At 41.3% G+C, this 19,872-nt stretch carries 23 protein-coding genes; 7 read left to right on the top strand and 16 right to left on the bottom strand.

Going from position 1 to position 19,872, the window contains the following annotated elements; translation table 11 throughout:
- From AABE15_RS04385 to AABE15_RS04375, 3 genes are all read left to right on the top strand, one after another.
- Entirely contained in the window at positions 1 to 402 is a 402-nt protein-coding gene (locus AABE15_RS04385) for a hypothetical protein (RefSeq protein ID WP_338330065.1), read from the top strand.
- 735 nt (positions 403 to 1,137) lie between these two features.
- The gene (locus tag AABE15_RS04380) at positions 1,138 to 1,878 is read left to right on the top strand and encodes a VTT domain-containing protein (protein ID WP_338330064.1); all 741 of its coding nucleotides are present in this window, start codon (positions 1,138 to 1,140) and stop codon (positions 1,876 to 1,878) included.
- Positions 1,879 to 1,880: 2 nt separating this feature from the next.
- On the top strand, positions 1,881 to 3,155 hold the full coding sequence (locus tag AABE15_RS04375) for a hypothetical protein (RefSeq protein ID WP_338330063.1): 1,275 nt from the start codon (positions 1,881 to 1,883) through the stop codon (positions 3,153 to 3,155).
- A gap of 427 nt (positions 3,156 to 3,582) precedes the next feature.
- Here AABE15_RS04375 and AABE15_RS04370 read toward each other — a convergent pair whose 3' ends face one another.
- From AABE15_RS04370 to AABE15_RS04315, 12 genes are all read right to left on the bottom strand, one after another.
- Positions 3,583 to 4,254, bottom strand: a complete 672-nt coding sequence (locus tag AABE15_RS04370) for a hypothetical protein (RefSeq protein ID WP_338330062.1) — start codon at positions 4,252 to 4,254, stop codon at positions 3,583 to 3,585.
- A gap of 361 nt (positions 4,255 to 4,615) precedes the next feature.
- Positions 4,616 to 4,762: a hypothetical protein gene (locus AABE15_RS04365; protein ID WP_338330061.1), complete on the bottom strand. Its 147-nt coding sequence runs from the start codon at positions 4,760 to 4,762 to the stop codon at positions 4,616 to 4,618.
- Positions 4,763 to 4,923: 161 nt separating this feature from the next.
- Positions 4,924 to 5,604 carry a hypothetical protein gene (locus AABE15_RS04360; protein ID WP_338330060.1) on the bottom strand — a complete coding sequence of 227 codons (681 nt, stop codon included), beginning with the start codon at positions 5,602 to 5,604 and terminating at the stop codon, positions 4,924 to 4,926.
- A 379-nt stretch (positions 5,605 to 5,983) separates the two neighbouring features.
- Entirely contained in the window at positions 5,984 to 6,679 is a 696-nt protein-coding gene (locus AABE15_RS04355) for a hypothetical protein (protein ID WP_338330059.1), read from the bottom strand.
- A gap of 471 nt (positions 6,680 to 7,150) precedes the next feature.
- Positions 7,151 to 7,477 (bottom strand): hypothetical protein, encoded by a 327-nt coding sequence (locus tag AABE15_RS04350; RefSeq protein WP_338330058.1) that lies wholly within the window; start codon positions 7,475 to 7,477, stop codon positions 7,151 to 7,153.
- A 24-nt stretch (positions 7,478 to 7,501) separates the two neighbouring features.
- Positions 7,502 to 7,840, bottom strand: coding sequence for a hypothetical protein (locus tag AABE15_RS04345; protein WP_338330057.1), 339 nt, complete (start codon positions 7,838 to 7,840; stop codon positions 7,502 to 7,504).
- Between the two features lie 487 nt (positions 7,841 to 8,327).
- Positions 8,328 to 8,654 (bottom strand): hypothetical protein, encoded by a 327-nt coding sequence (locus AABE15_RS04340; RefSeq protein WP_338330056.1) that lies wholly within the window; start codon positions 8,652 to 8,654, stop codon positions 8,328 to 8,330.
- 151 nt (positions 8,655 to 8,805) lie between these two features.
- The gene (locus AABE15_RS04335; RefSeq protein WP_338330055.1) at positions 8,806 to 9,483 is read right to left on the bottom strand and encodes a hypothetical protein; all 678 of its coding nucleotides are present in this window, start codon (positions 9,481 to 9,483) and stop codon (positions 8,806 to 8,808) included.
- A gap of 585 nt (positions 9,484 to 10,068) precedes the next feature.
- Entirely contained in the window at positions 10,069 to 10,764 is a 696-nt protein-coding gene (locus tag AABE15_RS04330; RefSeq protein WP_338330054.1) for a hypothetical protein, read from the bottom strand.
- A gap of 673 nt (positions 10,765 to 11,437) precedes the next feature.
- Positions 11,438 to 12,187 carry a CDP-diacylglycerol diphosphatase gene (locus tag AABE15_RS04325; protein WP_338330053.1) on the bottom strand — a complete coding sequence of 250 codons (750 nt, stop codon included), beginning with the start codon at positions 12,185 to 12,187 and terminating at the stop codon, positions 11,438 to 11,440.
- 673 nt (positions 12,188 to 12,860) lie between these two features.
- Positions 12,861 to 13,898, bottom strand: coding sequence for a hypothetical protein (locus AABE15_RS04320; protein ID WP_338330052.1), 1,038 nt, complete (start codon positions 13,896 to 13,898; stop codon positions 12,861 to 12,863).
- Positions 13,899 to 13,979: 81 nt separating this feature from the next.
- Positions 13,980 to 14,132, bottom strand: coding sequence for a hypothetical protein (locus tag AABE15_RS04315; RefSeq protein WP_338330051.1), 153 nt, complete (start codon positions 14,130 to 14,132; stop codon positions 13,980 to 13,982).
- A gap of 1,201 nt (positions 14,133 to 15,333) precedes the next feature.
- On the opposite strand from AABE15_RS04315, the gene AABE15_RS04310 reads away from it, so the two are divergent.
- The 4 genes from AABE15_RS04310 to AABE15_RS04295 are packed head-to-tail and all read left to right on the top strand — an operon-like array spanning position 15,334 to position 16,991.
- Positions 15,334 to 15,696: a hypothetical protein gene (locus AABE15_RS04310; protein WP_338330050.1), complete on the top strand. Its 363-nt coding sequence runs from the start codon at positions 15,334 to 15,336 to the stop codon at positions 15,694 to 15,696.
- A 44-nt stretch (positions 15,697 to 15,740) separates the two neighbouring features.
- Positions 15,741 to 16,136: a hypothetical protein gene (locus AABE15_RS04305; RefSeq protein WP_338330049.1), complete on the top strand. Its 396-nt coding sequence runs from the start codon at positions 15,741 to 15,743 to the stop codon at positions 16,134 to 16,136.
- A gap of 47 nt (positions 16,137 to 16,183) precedes the next feature.
- Positions 16,184 to 16,564: a hypothetical protein gene (locus AABE15_RS04300; protein ID WP_338330048.1), complete on the top strand. Its 381-nt coding sequence runs from the start codon at positions 16,184 to 16,186 to the stop codon at positions 16,562 to 16,564.
- Between the two features lie 58 nt (positions 16,565 to 16,622).
- The gene (locus AABE15_RS04295; protein ID WP_338330047.1) at positions 16,623 to 16,991 is read left to right on the top strand and encodes a hypothetical protein; all 369 of its coding nucleotides are present in this window, start codon (positions 16,623 to 16,625) and stop codon (positions 16,989 to 16,991) included.
- Between the two features lie 42 nt (positions 16,992 to 17,033).
- On the opposite strand, the gene AABE15_RS04290 is transcribed toward AABE15_RS04295, so the two are convergent.
- From AABE15_RS04290 to AABE15_RS04275, 4 genes are all read right to left on the bottom strand, one after another.
- Complete coding sequence (locus AABE15_RS04290; RefSeq protein ID WP_338330046.1) at positions 17,034 to 17,762, bottom strand: phage tail tip lysozyme; 729 nt, start codon at positions 17,760 to 17,762, stop codon at positions 17,034 to 17,036.
- Complete coding sequence (locus AABE15_RS04285; protein WP_338330045.1) at positions 17,696 to 19,084, bottom strand: hypothetical protein; 1,389 nt, start codon at positions 19,082 to 19,084, stop codon at positions 17,696 to 17,698. Before AABE15_RS04285 ends, AABE15_RS04290 begins: the two co-directional genes overlap by 67 nt.
- Positions 19,085 to 19,161: 77 nt before the next feature.
- A complete protein-coding gene (locus AABE15_RS04280; protein WP_338330044.1) occupies positions 19,162 to 19,353 on the bottom strand; it encodes a hypothetical protein in 192 nt (63 codons plus the stop codon).
- Positions 19,353 to 19,872, bottom strand: a 520-nt coding sequence (locus AABE15_RS04275) for a hypothetical protein (RefSeq protein WP_338330043.1), incomplete at its 5' end; no start/stop codon positions are given. The genes AABE15_RS04280 and AABE15_RS04275, both read right to left, overlap by 1 nt.

The following is a 19,872-nucleotide window of genomic DNA, read 5'->3' as shown; positions in this document are numbered from 1 at the left end:
ATGAACTATTTATTGTTGTTTAGCCTTGTCGCTGGGGTGATTTTCGGGCTTCCCCCGTGTCATGCCCGTCGACCCGTGTGCAGAGCAAAAGTGGTGCGTTCTGTATCCCCTACGGACAATAATTACCTTGTACTTACATCAGGGACATTTATTGATGCAATATCATTTATGAAAAAGAATAAATTTACCCAAGCCCTGTATCTTTGCCAAAGCAAACGCCGTTGTTTTCCAATGAACGTATATGAGGGAATCCCTACCGATCGTGTTGTGCCTACCCTCCCGAGTTTAAAATTATTAACCTGTCACATGGGTATCCTTCGCGCCCAAGACAATGAATTTGACTATTATCGTCTTGACCCTAACCTACCCAGACTTTACCAGCCGCTTGAACCCACCCCGTAGCAACTGTTTTTGGGGCTACAGCACATTATAGGCTTTTTACGCGGACTGCATGCCTTATAAACCTCTCCAAAAAGAAATGCAAAAGCCTTAGGACCTACAAAAGCGCTGGCTGTTAAACCTAAACCCACCTATCCCCCAAAAATTGTCTCATAAGCTTACGGGCACTTTTTGTATAGGCTTTCTTAATACGTTAGTGCATTTGTGATCCCATAGAGTTGCAAAATTTGCCGTTGCCTTTAACCCCAATCCTTTTTCCCTACACACGGAACGTTTGGTCAATCCTTATGCGTTGGTTGACGCCCTTTTTTTTCTTTGATATCCAAAAAAATACGCGCGCACTCTTCTCAGAACGTTCGTTATAGGTTACCCTAACACTTCATGATTCCTTACACCCGCTTGGATGCATACTAAAAATAGTGTCGTCGGTTTGATGATTAAAGGCAACAATTTCCATAAGCCTATTGCTAGAACAACACCGCTTTCGTGCTTAAATAGTCTAGACAATACCTTCAAACGCTTTCTATATTCTCGCCCATGGTAACGATCAAGCCAACCTCATGCAAAGTCTCTTTCTCTTTACTAGGCTCCTATAAAGTTAAATTTCTTGCTTCCCGTTGTTTATAGAAAAATGTCTGTATAACCCTTATGAATACGATGTATTTTATAATTTTTGGGTTTTGAAAACCCTTCTTATACGAAAACTGTTACGACGTTTACCCGTTGAAAACTTATTGTATGGTGAATCCGCTGCAACGTAAATTGATGGCTCAACTTTTGATAGCGCTCCTAGTAGGGATATTCCTTTTAGGAGGCGTTTTGTTTGGCTACCATTCGGAACTTACGAACTCTATTTTGATAGGGATCGAAAAACTGCAAAACCAATCCTATGGGGTACGGTTGGGATTGTGTATCATCGCCCTTAGTATTATCGCCCTTTGTGGGATATTACCCGCTTCAACCGGTGCGTTCGTTGCAGGCGTGTGTTACGGCATTTTCAATGGCTTTCTTGTCGCCACCCTTGCCACCTTAATCGGGGCTTTTATTTCTTTTTTCCTCAGTCGCTCCTTGTTTCGAAACGCCATTGAACGGTTATTGTCACGATCCGCGCGATTGCAACGGTTCGATCATCTTATGCATCATGAAGGGTGGAAACTCGTGTGTTTGTTACGGATTTCTCCCATTATGCCTTTCGCCCTTACCAGTTATGCCTTAGGAATGACTTCTATTTCCGTTCGCTCGTATTTCATTGGCACGTTGGCCTCTTTACCTGCGTTACTGGGTTATGTGATGATGGGTCATATGACGGGGATGGAAGCTGTTTCTTTACACACCCATAACGCTTCCATTCTAAAAACCTTGCTGTTAATGCTTGCTTTTTTAGGAACCGCACTGTTGGTGTGGCACCTCGGCACCTTTATCCAGAAACTCAGTAAAATTCCACCTGCTTCTTTGATGAACGATAAGAAAAATACGTAATCATGCCCATCATCCCCAAAACCCGTTCCCAACACACGTTCCTATTGCTAGGCATATTTGCGTTTTTTCTCTGCCTCCGTTCGCCAGAAATTCTCATAAAAGGTCGATTTTGGGCGGAAGAAGGCACTGTTTTTTTTCACAACGCGTGGACCTGTTCCTTTACCACTGCCTTGTTTACGTCGTATGGTGGGTATTTAAATTTGGCCACCAATGCCGCAACGCTTTTAGCGTTTTGGCTAGCACCTTTACCCCAAGCGCCCTATGTCACCATCGCGATAGGATTGGCGTTCCAGCTTCTTCCTCTTTATTTACTCTTAACCGCTCGCGAGGCTTGGCTTGCGGATTTTAAAACGCGCGTGTGGGCCACGCTGCTGTTGCTGCTCGTGCCCGAAACCTCGGAAATTTCCTTACAGAGTTTGCATATACAATTTTCACTTTCCCTCGCCAGCGCCATTATTTTGACGTTGGCTACAGAACGGACGGTTCAACGATGGTTTCGCTTAGGAATTCTCTTTCTAACCCCATTGTGCGGTTTGTCCGCCATTCCTTTGGGGCTTCTTTATGGGCTGCGGGTTCTATACCAGAGAAGTTGGCTGCGTTTCGAACAATTGTGTGTTTTTTCGCTAAGCAGTGCCCTCCAACTGTTGTTTTTTTATGACCCTCATTTTGGCAACGCACGACACTATTCGTTTTCGCTGATTGATTTTTTAACGGTTTTTTTTACGCGTTTTCTCATTATTCCTTTTGCGGGTTTAACCCACAGGGTCATTCCGTATATCTTTCATTTGTACGCGATACGATTAACCCATCATTTTCCTCTATTTGCGTGCGGGTGTTCCCTCCTTACGCTTTTGCTGGTTTGCACCATCGCTTATCGTCATAGCCGCAACGCGCTGTGGTTTTTGGCATCGGCATTGGTGCTGCTTGCGATTGCGGTCTATGGCGCCATTGGGGGGGGAATAAGCATCATTGATCCTTATGGGGGGGAACGCTACGTTTACGCTGCCCAGGCTTTGTTTTGCTTGACCTTGCTTCGGTTGTCCGTTAATCTCCCCGCCCAAAATCAAAGGATAGTGAAAGGAATAATGGGGTGGCTTGTCCTTGTCGGCGTATACAATTACAGGCATCCGCATCCCCTGAGTGTGGATGGCCCTTCTTGGCGGCACGAAGTTTCCCTGTGGAGACAAAATTCTCAGTATAATCCAAAAATATGGCCTGAGATGAATGAAACCTATTGGCGGATAAATCTTCCCAAAAAAACCGAGGCGGTTCCTTAAGGAAACTGAAAATCAATCCCGTCGGTTAGGATGAGGCCCCTTTCGCAAGATTGTTAAGGGATCCTGATCAATCATTGGCCCCTTATTCACGTCCGCACATTTTTAATCAAAATATTCAAAATGTGTCAACATTCACCGTTTCGATGATTTACCCTCATCTGTCCCTAGGCTGCTTCGTTCAATGCTATCTTTACGCACAATTTTCTATTGGAAAAAAAACACAGTTTTTGTCTAGGAAAGCTAAGACTGCTGTTTCTTCTAGCGTTGTTCTTAATTCCCTATTCTGCACTGTTTCATAATGTTATAGAGTACGGTTAGAGGCGCGGATAGGGTTTGCAGAAAAAACGGAAAATACATACGCTTCCTTGAACATTTTACCCTTTGCATTGCAACCCGATCCTCGCCCACAACCCACTTGGAATTCGATTTATTTATTCCAATAAGGCAATATCACCTTATCGCTGGTACACACCACCTTGGGATTGTCGGTTACCCATTTCACATCGGTGACTTGACCCGTGTTCGTATACAATTCGATATTCCGCATTTCAAGGGTATCTTCCTGTGGAAATTGGGCACGTTTCGTAACATACCAAGGTTCAATAAATTGATAGGCTACGATTGAAGGAACCTCCCACGTTTGGGAACAACTGGTCTCGTCGGGATAGCCTTCAAAGTAAACTTTGTAGGTATAAGCGCTATCGGTTTTATCGGTCAATTCAATGACACCGGTTAATTCCGTCCCCACGGCAATGTCATAATCTTTACCTTGTTGATGAGGGGTACTGCTGCCCGCCGGAGCAATCGCATAGGTATGCAAATACCAAGAAGGATAGGTGCTGTGAAAGGCAAGAACGGGTTGCAAAATACCGGCAGTGGCCGATGCTATTCCTGGCCACAAATACAAAAAGTAATTTCCTGTGGTATCGGTGGGAATACTCGGCACCGTAAACGTCGTTTTCATCTTTACAATATATTCGCCTTTGGGCAGGTAAAAATGTGCATCGGATTGAATTTTATTTCCCGATACCTCTTTACCCATAATGAAAGAGCCTGGAATGGGCATTGGCGATGAATTATTATTGTTTTTTATATCCATAAATACATATCCTAAGATAAAAATTGTTAAAACAGTTTGTTTGAATTGATAGGAATTAACCCTAAGGTTCTAAGGTTTTAACCCCACCTTATTTTTCAATAAAAATAAGGTTAAACACAAAAACATATCGCCACCCTCACCCAAAACGATGGCAGCGTGACGTTCCCCTCTCGTTAAAAATGTTTGAAAGCAAAGCCCTTGGATAAATGGCGTGCCTATCTTCTTTGCTATACATTGATAAAAGGGATACATTTGGATGAAATTGATCTACCAATGCAGGCTATGCCTGCCATTGACCAACCCTAGCGTCGTTCTTTTTCTATGCCCCTCATCCGTTCGCGATTTGGGTGCAGTCAGAATTTTAGCCTACCAAAGACCAAGAGCTCCATGATCCATCCCTACAAAAGGGGTCGGAACGTTGTAGGGTGTTGTTTGACGATAGGGTCAGAAAATGTAATCCCTGAGCAAGGGGAATAGAAGAGTAAAATAATGGCAATTTAGGATACATTCCCCTGCGTTTCCTAAACGTGTAGTATCCTTAAACATAAGCTAAAGTTTTTAATCGAACATCGTCGGTAGTGGCTTTGTGCGGTACGAAAATCAAGGCTAAAGTAAGGGAAGCTGCCACTTTTACGATTCATTGCATTTCATCACAAAGCCCGTCGTATGTTATTGGTTCCAATAGGGTAGAATTACTTTTTTATTGGTATAAACCATCTTAGGAGTAGAGGATTTCCAGGGAAGGTTTATTAACGTACCCTTATTGGTTACCAATAGAATATCTTTCATCAGCAGCGTGTCTTCTTGTGGGAATTGGGTACGTTTCGTAACATAATAATTTTCAATATACTGCCAGGCTATGGTTGCAGGAAGTTCCCAGGTTTGGGAACAGCTGGTCGCTTCGGGATAGCCTTCAAAAGAGACTTTGTAGGTATAAGCGTTATCGGTTTTCTGGGTCAATTCAATGACACCGGTTAATTCTGTCCCCACGGCAACATCATAATCCGCCCCTTGTTGATGGGGGGTGCTGCTGCCCTTTGGAGCAATCGCATAGGTGTGCAAATACCAAGAAGGATAGGTGCTGTGAAAAGCAAGAACGGGTTGAAAGATGCCCAATTTAGCGGATTGAAGGCCTGGCCATAAATACAAATAGTAATTTCCTGCGGTATCGGTAGGTATGCTGGGCACTGTAAACGTCGTTTTCATTTTTACAAAATATTCATCCGATTCTGCGACATATAAATGTGCCTCAGACGGAGCCGTGCCTCCCAATGGTTTTGCCCCATTACCTGTGATGAAAGAGCCAGGATTGGGCGTTAACGGCGAATTATTATTGTTTTTTATATCCATAAATACATATCCTCAAATAAAAAAATGTTAATACAGTTTGTTTGAATTGATAGGAATTAATCCTAAGGTTAGGGCTTCTAACCCACCCTTTTTTTTATAATGATTAAATAAAACGCTGTCCGATGTCATGAGGCCTACAGTTTCGAGATTGTATCCCCTGGCGAGGATAATAAAGGATTACAACCATGGCACGTTGGGACACCCTTACCCTGCGTTTCTTACTCAAAAAAATATGTAATTTTTTTGGTGGGTAGTATGGAATAGGCGTTGTGGCGTAACACGAACCAAGCGCAAAGCGCAAAGCCTAACGGTACCGCTGCTTTCAAAGATATATTGCGTGTCATCACAAAGCCTACCAAATTTTTGAATCCTCGCCTGACTAGGCCAGCGCAGCAGAATAAGGCAAGGTCACGGTTTTTGTTGTGCATACAACTTCAGAGTTATCGGAGTTCCAGTTCAGCACTGTAAGCGTACCCTCATTCGTAACAACTAAAATATCCTTTATGATAAACGCATCCTCTTGTGGAAATTGGTTACGATTTGTAACCCCAGAAGGTTCAATATACTGAAGAACTTTGTCCGCAGGGAGATTCCAAGTTTGTGAACAACTGGTCGCTTCGGGATAGCCTTCAAAGTAAACTTTGTAGGTATACGCTTCATCGGCTACGTGGGTAAGTTCGATAACCCCCGTGAGCTCTGTCCCTACAGGAACTTCGTATTCTTCGCCATTTTGAACAGGAGCGCTGTCCCCAGACGGAGGAAACGCATGGGTAGACAAAAACCAAGAATTTGGGTGCTTGCTGTTATCAAAAACCAATCTAACTTTAAGGAGACCGCCAGCACCCGATTCGAGCCCAGGCCACAAATTCAGCACTATTTCTTGTGTTAAATCAGTAGGGATGCTGGGCACCGTAAAGGTGTTTCTCATTTTTACGACATATTCATCGCGCGAGGCCAGACGATAATAGGCGATCACCGACGCAGCAGGTGTTGGCGTATTGTTTCCTTGCTTTGAATTAAGAATTTCAGGTGCTGAAACAGGGGTTGATGGTGAATTATTGTGTTTTGTATCCATAAATATACGGTCCTTAAATGTTACTATAGTTTTGTTTAAAATAAATTGGAGATTTTAATCCTGAGTTTTTTGGTTTCTAACCCCATCCTTTTTTCAATGAGGATGGGGTTAGAATTAAAACATACCCTGCTGATCCTCCTTTGCCACATTGATGGCAGCGTGAGATTACCACTCCCTATAAAAAGATGGGATAAACGCTATTGGGGATCATTATTCGATATGGTTTTAAACGTTTAACCCCTGGGCAAGGGGAATAGAGTATTAAAACAGGGATGCGTTACAAACACTTCCCCTGCGTTTCTTGATATTGCATCAATGAGAATACTCTATGTTTTTTATCCGATATAATCGATAGGGGCTTTGAGCTGTACTAAAATCAAGATAAAAAGGTAAGGCAAGCCAATGTGTTCAAGATATGTTCTGTATCATCACAACGCCACCCATCATTAAGAATTTTTAAGCGTTTCCTAATTATGCCAGCCCATTCCAATACGGCAGTGTCACGGTTTTGCTGGTGCACACGACTTTGGAATTATAAGATTGCCAATTAGCGTCTATTAACGTGCCCTTATTGGTCACTAATAGAATATCCTTCATCACCAACGTGTCTTCTTGTGGAAATTGATCACGTTTCATAATAAACCAAGGTTCAATGATCTGATACGCTTCAACGGGAGGAACCTCCCAGGTTTGCGAACAACTGGTTTCCTCGGGATAGCCTTCAAAAAAGACTTTATAGGTATAAGAGGTATCGGTTTTATGCGTTAACTCCACTATACCCGTTAATTCCGTTCCCACGGCGACATCATAATCCGCCCCTTGTTAATGGGGGGTACCACTACCCTTTGGAGCAATCGCATACGTATGCAAAAACCAAGAAGGATAGGTGCTATGAAAGGCAAGAACGGGTTGAAGGACGCCCCCTTTAGCGGATTGAATTCCCGGCCATAGATACAATTCATAATTTATGGATGTATCGACAGGAATATTTGGCACCGTAAACGTCGTTTTCAATTTTACAAAATATTCATCAGATTCGGTAAGATAACAATGGCCACTACATCCATTGGCGCTATTAAGCGCACCCCCTCGCTGTTTTTGATTCGACATTAAATGACCGATAGAGGGCGTTGATTTTAAAGAATTAGTTTTTGTATTCATAATTAAATGTCCTGAGATTAATAGTGTGTTAATAAAATTTTCTTAAATGAATCAATGAAATTAACCCTAAAGTTTTGCTTTCTAGTCCACCCTTTTTTTCATAAAGATTGAATAAAACGCTGTCCGATATCATGACGGCCTAGGGTTGCAAGAATGTATTCTCTTGGTAAGGGCAACAAAGGGTTAAAACAACGGCACGTCAGGATAGATTTACCCTGCGTTTCTTATTCAAAAACAAGGTATATTTTTTTGGTGGGTAGTATTGGATAGGCGTTGTGGTGTAATAAGAACCAAGCGCAAAGCCTAACGGTACCGCTGCTTTCACGATATATTCCGTTTCCTCACAAGACCTACCAAATTTTTGAATCCTCCTCTGGCTAAGGTAGCGCAGCAGCATAAGGCAGCGTCACGGTTTTCGTTGTGCATAGAACTTTAGAATTGTCAGATTTTCAGTTCACCACCGTAAGCGTGCCCTCATTCGTAACAATTAAATGTCCTTTATGATAAATGCATCCTCTTGTGGGAATTGGTCACGATTGGTAACACCATACGGTTCAATATATTGAAGAACTTTGTCCGCAGGGAGATTCCAAGTTTGTGAACAACTGGTCGCTTCGGGATAGCCCTCAAAGTACACTTTGTAGGTATACGCTTCATCGGCTACGTGGGTAAGTTCGATAACCCCGGTGAGCTCTGTTCGCACAGGAACCCCGTATTCCTCACCATTTTGAATAGGAGCGCTGTCCCCAGATGGAGCTAAAGCATGGGTCGACAAAAACCAAGAATTTGGGTGCTTGCTGTGATCAAAAATCAATAAGCTTTCAATAGTTCATTATGTTTTTATAAGTTTTATAGCATCGAGCATTAGATTTTGAGGGTGTAATACTAGATCATTTCTAAAATAGACTTATTTAACTTTTGAGCCATCAGTCAAACAAGTTATCTTCTAGTTGTGTCAATCTCTTTTATAGAGGCCCAAATGTAATACTATTATTAGTGAGATAATGCACATTAAAGTCGTATGTTTCCCATAATCCCTCTCGTGCAAGACCATGATTCGTAATCAATTCAATATCCGCCATAATAAAGAAACGTTCTTCTGGGTATTGAGCCTCTTTAGTAACAGAATCAGGCTCAAATACCTCAAAAGCAAAACTTGCAGGATCATTCCAGGTTTGCTTACAACTGGTCTCCTCAGGATAGTCTTCAAAATACACTTTATACGTATAAAGTCCTGAAGTGGTTTGTTTGATTAATTTTATAACAGCCGTTACTTCTGTCCCTTCGGGAATAGCATAATCAACCCCTTGTTGATGAGGGACGCTACTACCCGAAGGAGCCGAAGCTAAGGTGCGAAGAAACCAAGAGGAGCGATTACTATCAAAGAAAAGCATAGGTTTAAGGATGCCGCCAGTACGTGCTTGCAGAGCTGGAAACAAATACAATTTATAATTTCCTGTTGTATCTTTTGGGATACTAGGCACGGTTAACATGGTTTTTAACATCATGAAATAGTCATTATCCGACAAGTAATAATGTGCACTAATTCTATTAAAACTTTCTATTTTATTTGATTTTTGTTTTTTATTTGTACTAGGGTTAGAAATCAAACCTGATAGGGAATTATTCTTTTGTGTATCCATAAATACATATCCTGAGGTTAATAGCGTGTTGATACAATTTTTTTGAATGGAATTAAAAAAACTTAAACCCAATGTTTTAAGTTTCTAACCTTATCCGTTTTTCCATGAGGATAAGGTTAAAAACAAAAACCGTCTTGCAAGGCGTCACTTGGAATTAAAAATTAAGGATGGTGTAAAGTATACAATCTTTCTTGATAGGCTAAAATAAATCCTAGCCCAAGAATTGGATGGGTGATGGATGTAAAGTAAGAACGTCTTGGTTAAATCCAAACCATGTCGCGCATTGAAAGAGCCCCGTACCCCTCAAAGCAGATAAGCCAAAAAGGGAACGTGGCGAACGACCAAAAACTCTTTTCAGCCTATCCTATGTAAAGAAACACATGATTATCTATTTGCACTGCTTTCCTAGAGGTTATGCGTGTAAAATAGACTGGTATTTTGTTTTCGTTCCGTATTCTTCTATGGGTTTTTTTCTTAACGCATTAACCCTTAATGTTAAACGATGACGTTCTTACCCAGCTCTATTTTGTTTTTATCTTTAAGCCAGTTTTTATACGCTACTTAAAATTCAAGAGAATTTTCCAATTAAGCCAGCCCGTTCCAATACGGTAACGAGACCCAGTTGCTTGAAATAAGAACCTTAGGATTATCGGATTCCCAACGTGGGTTGGTAACTTGACCATGATTTGTATACACGTCTATGGGTGTGAAGTCGAAGCTACCTTCTTCGGGAAATTGATCTTGATTGGTAACACTATAAGGTTCAATCTCTAGATATGAAAAAATAGCGGGATAATCCAATATTTGGGTACAACTGGTCTCGTCGGGATGGCCTTCAAAAGAGATTTTATAATTGTATTGCCCCGCAGCGGTTTGACCTGTAAATTCAATCACACCTGTTAATTCGGTACCTGAAGAAACATCGAAAGCGGTTCCTTTTTGATCAGGGATGCCACTACCCGTAGTAGCGGAAGCCATGGTTTGCGCATACCAAGTCGAACGATTGCTATCAAAAACAAGAACGGGGCGAAGCAGTCCTCCTTTATAACCAGTTATCCCCATCCACAAAAGGATTAAATAACTTCCTGAAGTATCGGTTGGAATACTCGGTACCGTAAATGTGCTCTTCATTTTCACAAAATATCCACCCGCCTCATCCACAAAATAGTAAGCATTCACTCCTTTGGCACTTCCTACCACGGGTGTCGTTGGTTTTTTATTTAAAATGGAAGAACCAGGGATGGGTGTTGAACTTAAATGCGCATTGTTTTTCGTATTCATAATGAAAACTCCTCATTAAAATTATAATGGTAAAATCACTTTTAGATTAAAATGTATGATCTAAATGAAGCCTGACCATTTTTGTTTTTAAATTTGTCGCCTGATCCAAAGCGCTTTCGTTAAAAACAAAAATAAATCATGCCATCTATTGCATCGGATAAAGTTACAACGCCCTAAGACGGCGTTGTGACGTGCACAAACCATGGCACACGAATAAAATTACTTGAGTGTTTTAGCGTAAATAATTTCGTTCACCCCCCACGCATTTTGCAACATGCACGAGGGGGAACTTGCTGTTCAAAATAGGAAAAAATTAAGGATTATGGTGTATAAACGGTTTCATCCCATATGGAACGAAACCAAACAGTCGATGGATAAAATTACTTGAGTATTTTAGCTTAAGTAATTTCGTTCACTCCCCACTCATTTTGCAACATGCACGAGGGGGAACTTGCTGTTTAAAATAGGAAAAAATAAGGGTTATAATGTATAAAGGTTTCATTCAGTATGCAATAAACCCAAATGACGGGGGCGATAAACGATGGTTTAAACCGTGTGCCCACGCAAAACACCAAAAATATCGCTCTCCTAATGGAAACCGAAAATGCCCCCGTTTTATCAAAAGACCGAGTGCATAGATGCAATTAAAACCATTAGACGGCGTTGTTTTTAATTACTTGGCAACCGCACACTGGTGATCTTGAATCTCGCTGGCCGAACCTAAATCAAGGCTTAACAGATTGAGACGCGTCGCCAACAAAATAATTTCCCCTTGTGCATTTACCGTCAACGCCAACCCATAATCGCCAATGGCATCCCCATGTTCAACGGCATAACGATTTAATAAATGAAAAGGATCTTCTTTGGTTAAATCCGTTCCTGCCAATTTTCTTGCTAGGTACTGATGACCCACTAATTTTTTTGCCAGAGGTTTCCAATCTTGATCCAAACTCTGTGCTTCTTCATTCAGCACGTTATACACATCCTGACGCAAGCAGGCGACATGGATATGCAATTGATTTTGAGAACGACCGTATTTCGAATTAATTGCCAAGGCAATCCACTGATCTTTGAGGGGTTTGCCCGCCTCAACGGACAGATGAGAACGATTATCCCAAGCGTCAGAAAAATAAGGATATGCTCGGTCCGTTTGCAATATTGGGCTTTCAATGCCACTGATCTTATCGGTCGGCATTACCAAATCTTGATCAGGACCCGCACTGTCTTTAAACAACACGTAATGTTGTTCTAAATCAACTTTAATGCATGGGGATGGATTGCCGTTTTTTTGTTGATTGGGCACGCACTCTTGATCGACAATGTGCCACAGCGCATTCGAATTACGCCCAAAAAACCACCACAGCGCACCCGCTAAAATCAAAACCCCAAGTACAATACTTATTATCTTAAAAATTTTTTTCATCGTTACTCCTTGCTTGCTTGGTGCATTGAAAATGACCCGCAACCATCATATTATTCATCTTAAATTGTTATGGTTTCGTTCTCTGTGTGCATGGTCCACCTTAAATAGGTTGCAAGCATAACCAATACGCCAAGAACAAACAACGCAAAATCCCTCGTGTATCTATCTTGATGATTTTTGACGTAAACATAACATTACGCTCTGCGCACAAATGTCACTTACCCATTATACGATACATAATTTTTAGATTAAAAAAAACGAAGTCCATATGATACTGATGTAAAGGATAGGGTATAATTTCAAGGGCTGCCGTCTTCTGTACTGAATTATTCAACCCAAAGGGATCGATCCCCTCTAGTCCTGAAGGGGTTGTTTGTTCTCAAAATTTTACTTAAAGTGCCAAGCCTATAGCCCTTAGATGGGTGGGATTAAGGAATGACAAACATCCTATACAGTCCCACCAAAATAATGGCTTTTAAATCAAATAAATATCGTCGTTATTCCTTTGCTATTTTGGGGATGAGGGTTTTACCATTCAGAGATTAGTGAAAACGTAAACCTATAGAGTTTTTTTACATTCTTGTATGAGTATCCTTTAACTTCATAAACTTATAATCTCTTAAGTTTCGCCCCGCATCACCGCAACATAGCTGCCTAAACAACGATACAACGTTTATTGATTACTTTTTCCTTTCACACTGATGTTCCAGCCAGTGCCACTTTTCTGAGTATTAAACTCAACAAGGGTCTTGCATTTGCCATAGGTATAAGGGGTTGCAAGCGTTCCTGACACTGTTGAATTGGCTGTTGGAGGACCAAAGAAAACTTGGGTAGAGGGTATTTTTGAACATGCATTAATTTGTGGGTAGTATTCCACAAAACCCAAATTAGAAGCTAAAAGTCCTTTTGAGCCGTCTTTGGGTTGCCACGCTCCTATTTCATTGGTGTCTCCCGTTACAGTATCCTTGACATAACCTCTCCATATTTTTTGATTTGTAGCATCTCTTTTGACCGTTACATTATACGTATGACCAAAAATTAAATTTATCGTTTTTGAACAACTAGAACCTGCCCCACCATCCGCCGATCCCGTACAATTCGTATCTATGGGGGTTACCCCACTTCCAAATGCAGAGAATACAGCTGATCCTGTATCTTTTCCTGTTGGCTGTAAACCGATATATGCTGAATTTCCATTCATAAATTGGTATTGCATCGCATAATAAAAGCCTGCTGCTTGGGGAGAGGTTTGCACCTTAATCGGAAAAGATATCTGATCAAACCCAGATTGTGGTACATTTGGCAGAGTATAGGGTATTCCTACTATACCCGTCGGCCCCCAGGGTTTAGCAAAAGGAAATGCATCCGATGTCCACAACCTCATAGAGGTATAATCGGTTGCGCCTCCTTTACCAGTACAGTCACCGATTGAAATCGAATTATCGGTGTTGAAGGTTCGTATACAGCTTTGCGTTTGAGCATCTTGCTTAAATTTATTATTCAAAAGGGCATAATTACCATTTTCAACAATACTCCAAAGTCTCATCGAGGTGTAATCAAGAGGACCCCCCTTCGCGGTACAATCTCCGAACTCCACTTTATTGTTTCCATTAAATGTTCTTAAACATTCCCCTTTAACTGCATCTTTTCTGTATTTATTTTTTAATAAATAATATCCATTTGACTGTTTTTCAGCTTTCCAGAGCCTCATCGACGTGTAATCGGTTGCTCCTCCTTGACCAGTACAGTCACCAATTCCAATTAAGTCAGAATTATAAAAGGTTCGAATGCATTAGTCTTGTTTTGCATCGGCTTTGTATTTATTTGCTATGGTCGCATAATCTGTGGTTTGTGCATATAGTGCGTTATGGGAAAGTGCTGCTGAGCTTATTATTGTCCCAACAATCAAGACATTTTTTAAAGTTTTATTAAATAAATTTTTCATAATAGGTTCTCTTAAAAAAATAAACATTAAGATTTTTTTCGTTAATGATCTAAAATATTTAAAAATTTATTGATTTATTTTCAAATATCAGTTAATATTATAGTTGCATAATGTGACCAGATAAAAACACAAGAACTTAAACTTTGGTAAAGTTTCAGTCTCTATAATTTATAAAAAACAGTATTGATATCATTTTTAAAACCCATCGGCTAAGATGGGTCTTAATTTAATGAACGAAATTAACTCGTTTTTAGTGGTCTAAATAAAGGCGTTACCCTGCATAATACGTTGTCATTCTCAGCCTTTTTTCTTAAATTTCGTAAATCAACTAGTGGTACTCGTCTATAGAGGCATATACATTGCTTTGACTCCTATAAAATCCCCTCTCATAGTCTTACCTTACCTTAAGATATGAGGGTAAATTGGCGTCAAACAGTTGAGGTCTCAAACGATCATATATTAAAAAATTTTAACGTTGGTTTTTAAAGGATGAGCCCCCATACCGATCTTGGTTATGTGTTTAACCTCATCGTTCTATAATCGCCCAACTCTCTAGGTTTGGCTTATCAAGGGGAAGTGTTATAAGTCTGGTTTTTATGATGGAAAAAGCAAAAAATTTAGGCGTCGCATTATTGTTAGTTTTAAATAATGTAAGCTGTTCTTCCATTTTTTAGCATGGTTTATGTGTTAAATATCAAGAAATGCTTTGAATGAATCATGTACCTCGTTAAATAGGTCTTTGAGTGTGGGATATGAAGTCACCTTGCAGTGTACCAAGAGCTTACATCATTCAAATCGGATGATGCTGACTTTGGTTTTTCTTTTGTCTTCATCGTTTCTTTCGGTGTTTTCACACCATCATCACCCTTGCCTAAAGTGCCCCATCGCCTTCGTTTGAAGGATTTGAAGGTTCTTTGTTCTTGCTAGGAAAAACGTTTCTTTTGCCTTCTTTGCCCGAAAAGCTTTTAAATAATGTAAGCTGTAATTTCATTATTCTACCCGTTATCCATGTATTAATGGTGAAAATGACGTTGGGTAAGGCCTCTACTTTGTTGAAGCGGCCTGTGAGCGGATCGAGACAACCCTTTTTAAGGTAAGTAAAACTTACATTATTTCAAACGGTAAAAATCAAGTGAAGTCCAAACCTTTTCTTGTTTATCCAAGCATGAAAAAATATTCTTTGGGTAAAGGAGCGATCAATATGGCAAAGCACATTATCTTAAGTCTAATGCTGTTGATTTTACCCGCAATTGCCCACGCGCAAGAGACAGGCTGCAAAGGGGTCGTGCTGCACAATTTGTTTGCAAACGGTTACACCGAAAGGTTAATAACCCCTGGAACCATCATTACAGATCTTACGTCGCTTTATACCGATAAAAAAACCAATGCAATGTCCCTTTGTGCAAGTAGAAGTGGTTGCTATCCCTACACGATCAATTATTGGGATGCCCAAACCCATAAAACAACGTCCAATATTCCCGCCATTGCTCTGATTGATTGCCATGTTGGAAACATTTCGTATGAAGACGTTGACGTTACGATTAGACGATTGCTTGATCCTTAAACAATTTTTAAATTGTTTTTTCCTTCAGTAAACGGAGTGAAACGATGAAATACTGGGTTTTTACGGGGCTAATGGCTGTTTTTTTGTTAAGCCCCTCTTTTGCGCAAGCCCTATCGTGTAAAGCCATTGCCTTGCACGATACCATAGCAATCAATGATTCTAGAAATATAGTCAGTAAAGGGACCATCATTGATAATTTATCCATTGTGATGGCGTATAAAGAAGATTATTACGAAACTTTATGCCAAGCCAATGGCTATTGTTACCTCTATACACTTGATATCGTTGGGGGTGAACTAAATGCTGAGGGTACCCCTTCCAAAATCATACAAACAAAAGCGCCTGCGCTCAAATTACTGAATTGCAAACTTGTCCACGTGGCATCCAACGACGATGCTAACCAAGGTGAACCTGTTTACGACCTGCAACCCATCCCATAATGTTTTGCTTAAGAATGGATCGTTCTTAAAACGTAAAGGAAATAACAATGTTAAAATGGTTATGTGTCGGTATGATCTGTATATTAAGTACTACAAACACATGGGCAAAACGAGTGGAAGATGACGATGCATGTCAAATTGTTTTTCTACAAGACGTTGCAGCAATGGAAGAACCTAGTAACTTTATGGCCAAAGGCTCAACACTAGGAGGAGTGACAACCTTAAGAGTGGATAAAGAAACCCATAATAGTTACGTTTGTCAACATGGCGGAAATTGCTATCCTTACAGAATTAGCGTGTGGAATAATGACACCAAAATGGTAACGAAAAATATTCCCACAGTGCGGTTCCTCAACTGTGTGGTAGGCGACATATCCTTTCAAGATGATACGAGCTTTGATTACGTTTTGCGTGAAATTTACTCTTAATATGCTGCAAGAAAAATTTTATGGCTTTGCCTATCCTGCGTTTATAAGGAATAGTTCATTGAAAAAATATCTCGTTCTTGGGTTATTGATGAATCTCTTTTACCCTCAAAGTTTCGCCCAGTCCCCTTCTTGTCAAGCGGTGGCATTGCAAACCGTTGCCCTCATGAACAATGCTTTTTTTATGATCAGCGCGGGAACCATCGTTAAGGATTTAGTCATCGCCAAAATCACTTTCTATCAAGAGGAACCTGTATCGTATTGTAAACAAGATGGAACATGCTATCCCAAAACAATCGGCTTTGTAAAAGCCGACAATAAGGAAGAAAATAATGTTCCAGCATTAAAATTGTTAAATTGCCACCAAGGCGATCTCTTGTATAAAAACCAAGAGTATGCGCTTTACCATTTGGTTCCAAACGCTCAATAAACAAATCCCTTGCATGGCGTTTGTTTTGTACGCACATTTCATTCATCCCACCGCGCTTACACCGGCAACGTTTAAGTTACGAAAATGATCCTCTAAACGCTCTGCCACCTCATGGGCATTGGCATGCGGTGCATTCACCACAATGGATACGTGGTTGGTGGTCATAGAAGGCTGCTTGGTATTGGATACATCCCTTTTTGTATACAAGGCAACATCACGTTTTCGATCCAAATACACCTGTCGTCCTAAGTGCTGCAATGCTTCTTGTACCCGCGGTATATTTTTCTCTCTTATTGCTTTATCCTTTGATGGAGACTGAGGTCTTTCGTATTTTTCAACAGCTGAATCAACAGCCTCTTTAACGGTTCGTGTCTTCATAATTTCTTTTTTTGCATGGCTTTCTTTATGAGCCAATTCATATAAAATGAAGCGAGCTTGTTCCTCTAAAGATGACAAGCGCATATCGTGATGAAAAGCCTCTTTAAATATTTTTTGTCTTTTTGGAGTTCCATCATCCCTCCATTGAGCGATCCCCAAAGCATGCCCCCTATCCCCGAATTGATGCACGTCTAACGTGCGGTTTTCACCCAGTAGGTTGGCAATCATGCCGGTGGCTTGTTGTGGTGTTAACACAAAGCCATATTTTTTATCGGTCGTAAGAATTGTATATACTTTCTGTATTCTACGATCGAGTTCCTGATTGCTTACCTGCTCATGCAGAGTGGATGTCCGTCCTGTTGGAATGCGTTGGGTGTGTGCGGTGCGAAGCACAAAATTTTCTCTCCCTTTCCTTTGGCCTTTATTTTTTGCGAGTTCACGAAACGTTGCAATCGCGCCGGTATCCCCCCTATTACCAAAATTAGCCCCATGGATGCCTTCATTCCAAAAACCTGGCAAAGAAGAACCTGGCACTGTCCAAGTTTTTTACGATAAAAGCGCGCCAATTGAGTCTGAGCCGATTGCAGCGTCTTTACAGGCAGAAACGGCGTTCCCACAGTCGGGCGATTAACAGACGAAGCAGCACGAGCCTGCGCGCTTGGGTTTACCCCACTTAACAATTGCTCAAGCTTAGCCAAGTGTTCAATTGTAACGGCCATTTCATCGTGTCGGTCTAAAAAATGACTTAACGCGTCAAAAAATTGCCCCGCTTGCGGCGCATGTTCTGCAAACGTTTCGATTACCGCTCGTGTCTTTTCTGGCAAGAGTTTTTCTTGCCCAGGCTGAGATGGCAAACGGGACGAAACCGTTGCAGACGCCGACTTGCCCGATAGCACCGCTTTGGTAAACAAAGCGGATTGAAACAGCGGCTCCAATGTCTTTTGTTTTTGCTTGCTATCCACCGTCAACACTTGCCCGTACCGTGAGGACGCCGCAAGCAAACGTTCTATAAAACCTTCCAACGAGGTGTGTTGAAGAAAATGCAACGTGCTATCTTGACCCCCTATTTTAGGGAATTGTGCCAAAGCATTCTTTTCAGCTGGGGTTAACTTGTCTGGACTTTCGTTTAAACGTCGATGCAAATCCGATAAATGCTCATAAACTTTCGTACGTTCTTGCGCAGAAAGGGGCGTGTTCGCTTGGGTTAACAATTGATCAAAGAACGAAATCCCCTGCTCCTTTACCTTAGCACCAGGAGATGTTCCGGGCAATGACGTATTCTTTTCCTGGAAACGACTGGCTGTTTTAGATTTTCCGTCAAGAATTACAAAATTTGCCACGGCTTTTCCCAGATTTTTGAACCCTCCTTCATTTTGCCCTTGCGGCTGACCGCTGGGTATAAAATAGCGGTTTTCTTGCACGTGATGTTGTTTAAGTTTCGCAATATAGTGCTGCTGCGCTTGGGCACTGCTTTGCTTTAAAGCGTTAAAGGCTTTATCGTTTTCAAATAGACGTTGCAACCCTTTATCGATAGCAACTTGTCTCGTTCGTAGCGACTCATTAAGGCGGGAAATGGCTTCGCCTTGCGTAGACAAATGACGCTGACCCGTCGCAAACAGTCGATCCAGCACCGATTGGCTTTTATGGGATTCTTTTAAAAAATCGCTAAAATCACCGCCCACTTTGATCGTTAATTGGTCTTCCATAAGTGCCATAACGCTTAGTTCCTATCTAAACAATTTGTCAGCCCCACATTTTAACTTGCAAAATTTTAAATGCCGAAACAGCCTAATCAGTTTTGCCTTGAACTATGATTGCACAGCAATACTTCGTTATATTGATCAATCAAAAGAATCTCTGTCAATTCATACAAATCTTTTACGCCATAAATCGTTTTTAACTCTTGCAAACTGGCTATTTTTCCACGAATAACTTGATGAATAGCGTAGGGAATATTTGGAGTATAGTGCCACCTCAGTTGCATTACCGATTGTCCTGCTTGCGCAGGTAATCGATTAAATACCGCTTGGCGGCGTTCATAAAAAAATCGGTATGCAGTTTAAACCCCTCCCGTTTCAAGGTGAAAAAGGTCGAGGGTTCCTCGATATATTGGTTGGGGTTGTTCATGATAGGATCGCACAGATCGTGCTGACCAGGGGTGAGGTAAATCGAACAACAATTGAGTAACGGCTGGGTAACGGCCAGCAGCTCTTCAAACGGAAGTTTAAAGAAAACTGAGGCAAAGCACACCGCCAAGGTCTGGGTGGCGTTGGTGATGGCTTGCTTGCCCTCTTCGGCTTGGGCAAGGGTATTGCCCACTGCAGTGGTGGCATCGGTTTGCATGGCGTAGGCATAGATCAATGGTAAAAAAGACAGCGCCTCCTCGTGCGAAGCGTTGCGGAGGATGGCGTTGATGGCGTGCTCGGCCCATTTTTCAGTGTCAAAGGCAGACATTTCGGTAATTTTAAAGCATTTGCCTTGGTCGCGGCCGGGATCGGTGATC

The sequence above is a fragment of the Commensalibacter sp. Nvir genome, from assembly GCF_963921845.1.
Lineage (GTDB): Bacteria > Pseudomonadota > Alphaproteobacteria > Acetobacterales > Acetobacteraceae > Commensalibacter.
Note: the sequence above shows the minus strand (reverse complement) of the source record. Positions and strands in the feature narration are given on the sequence as shown.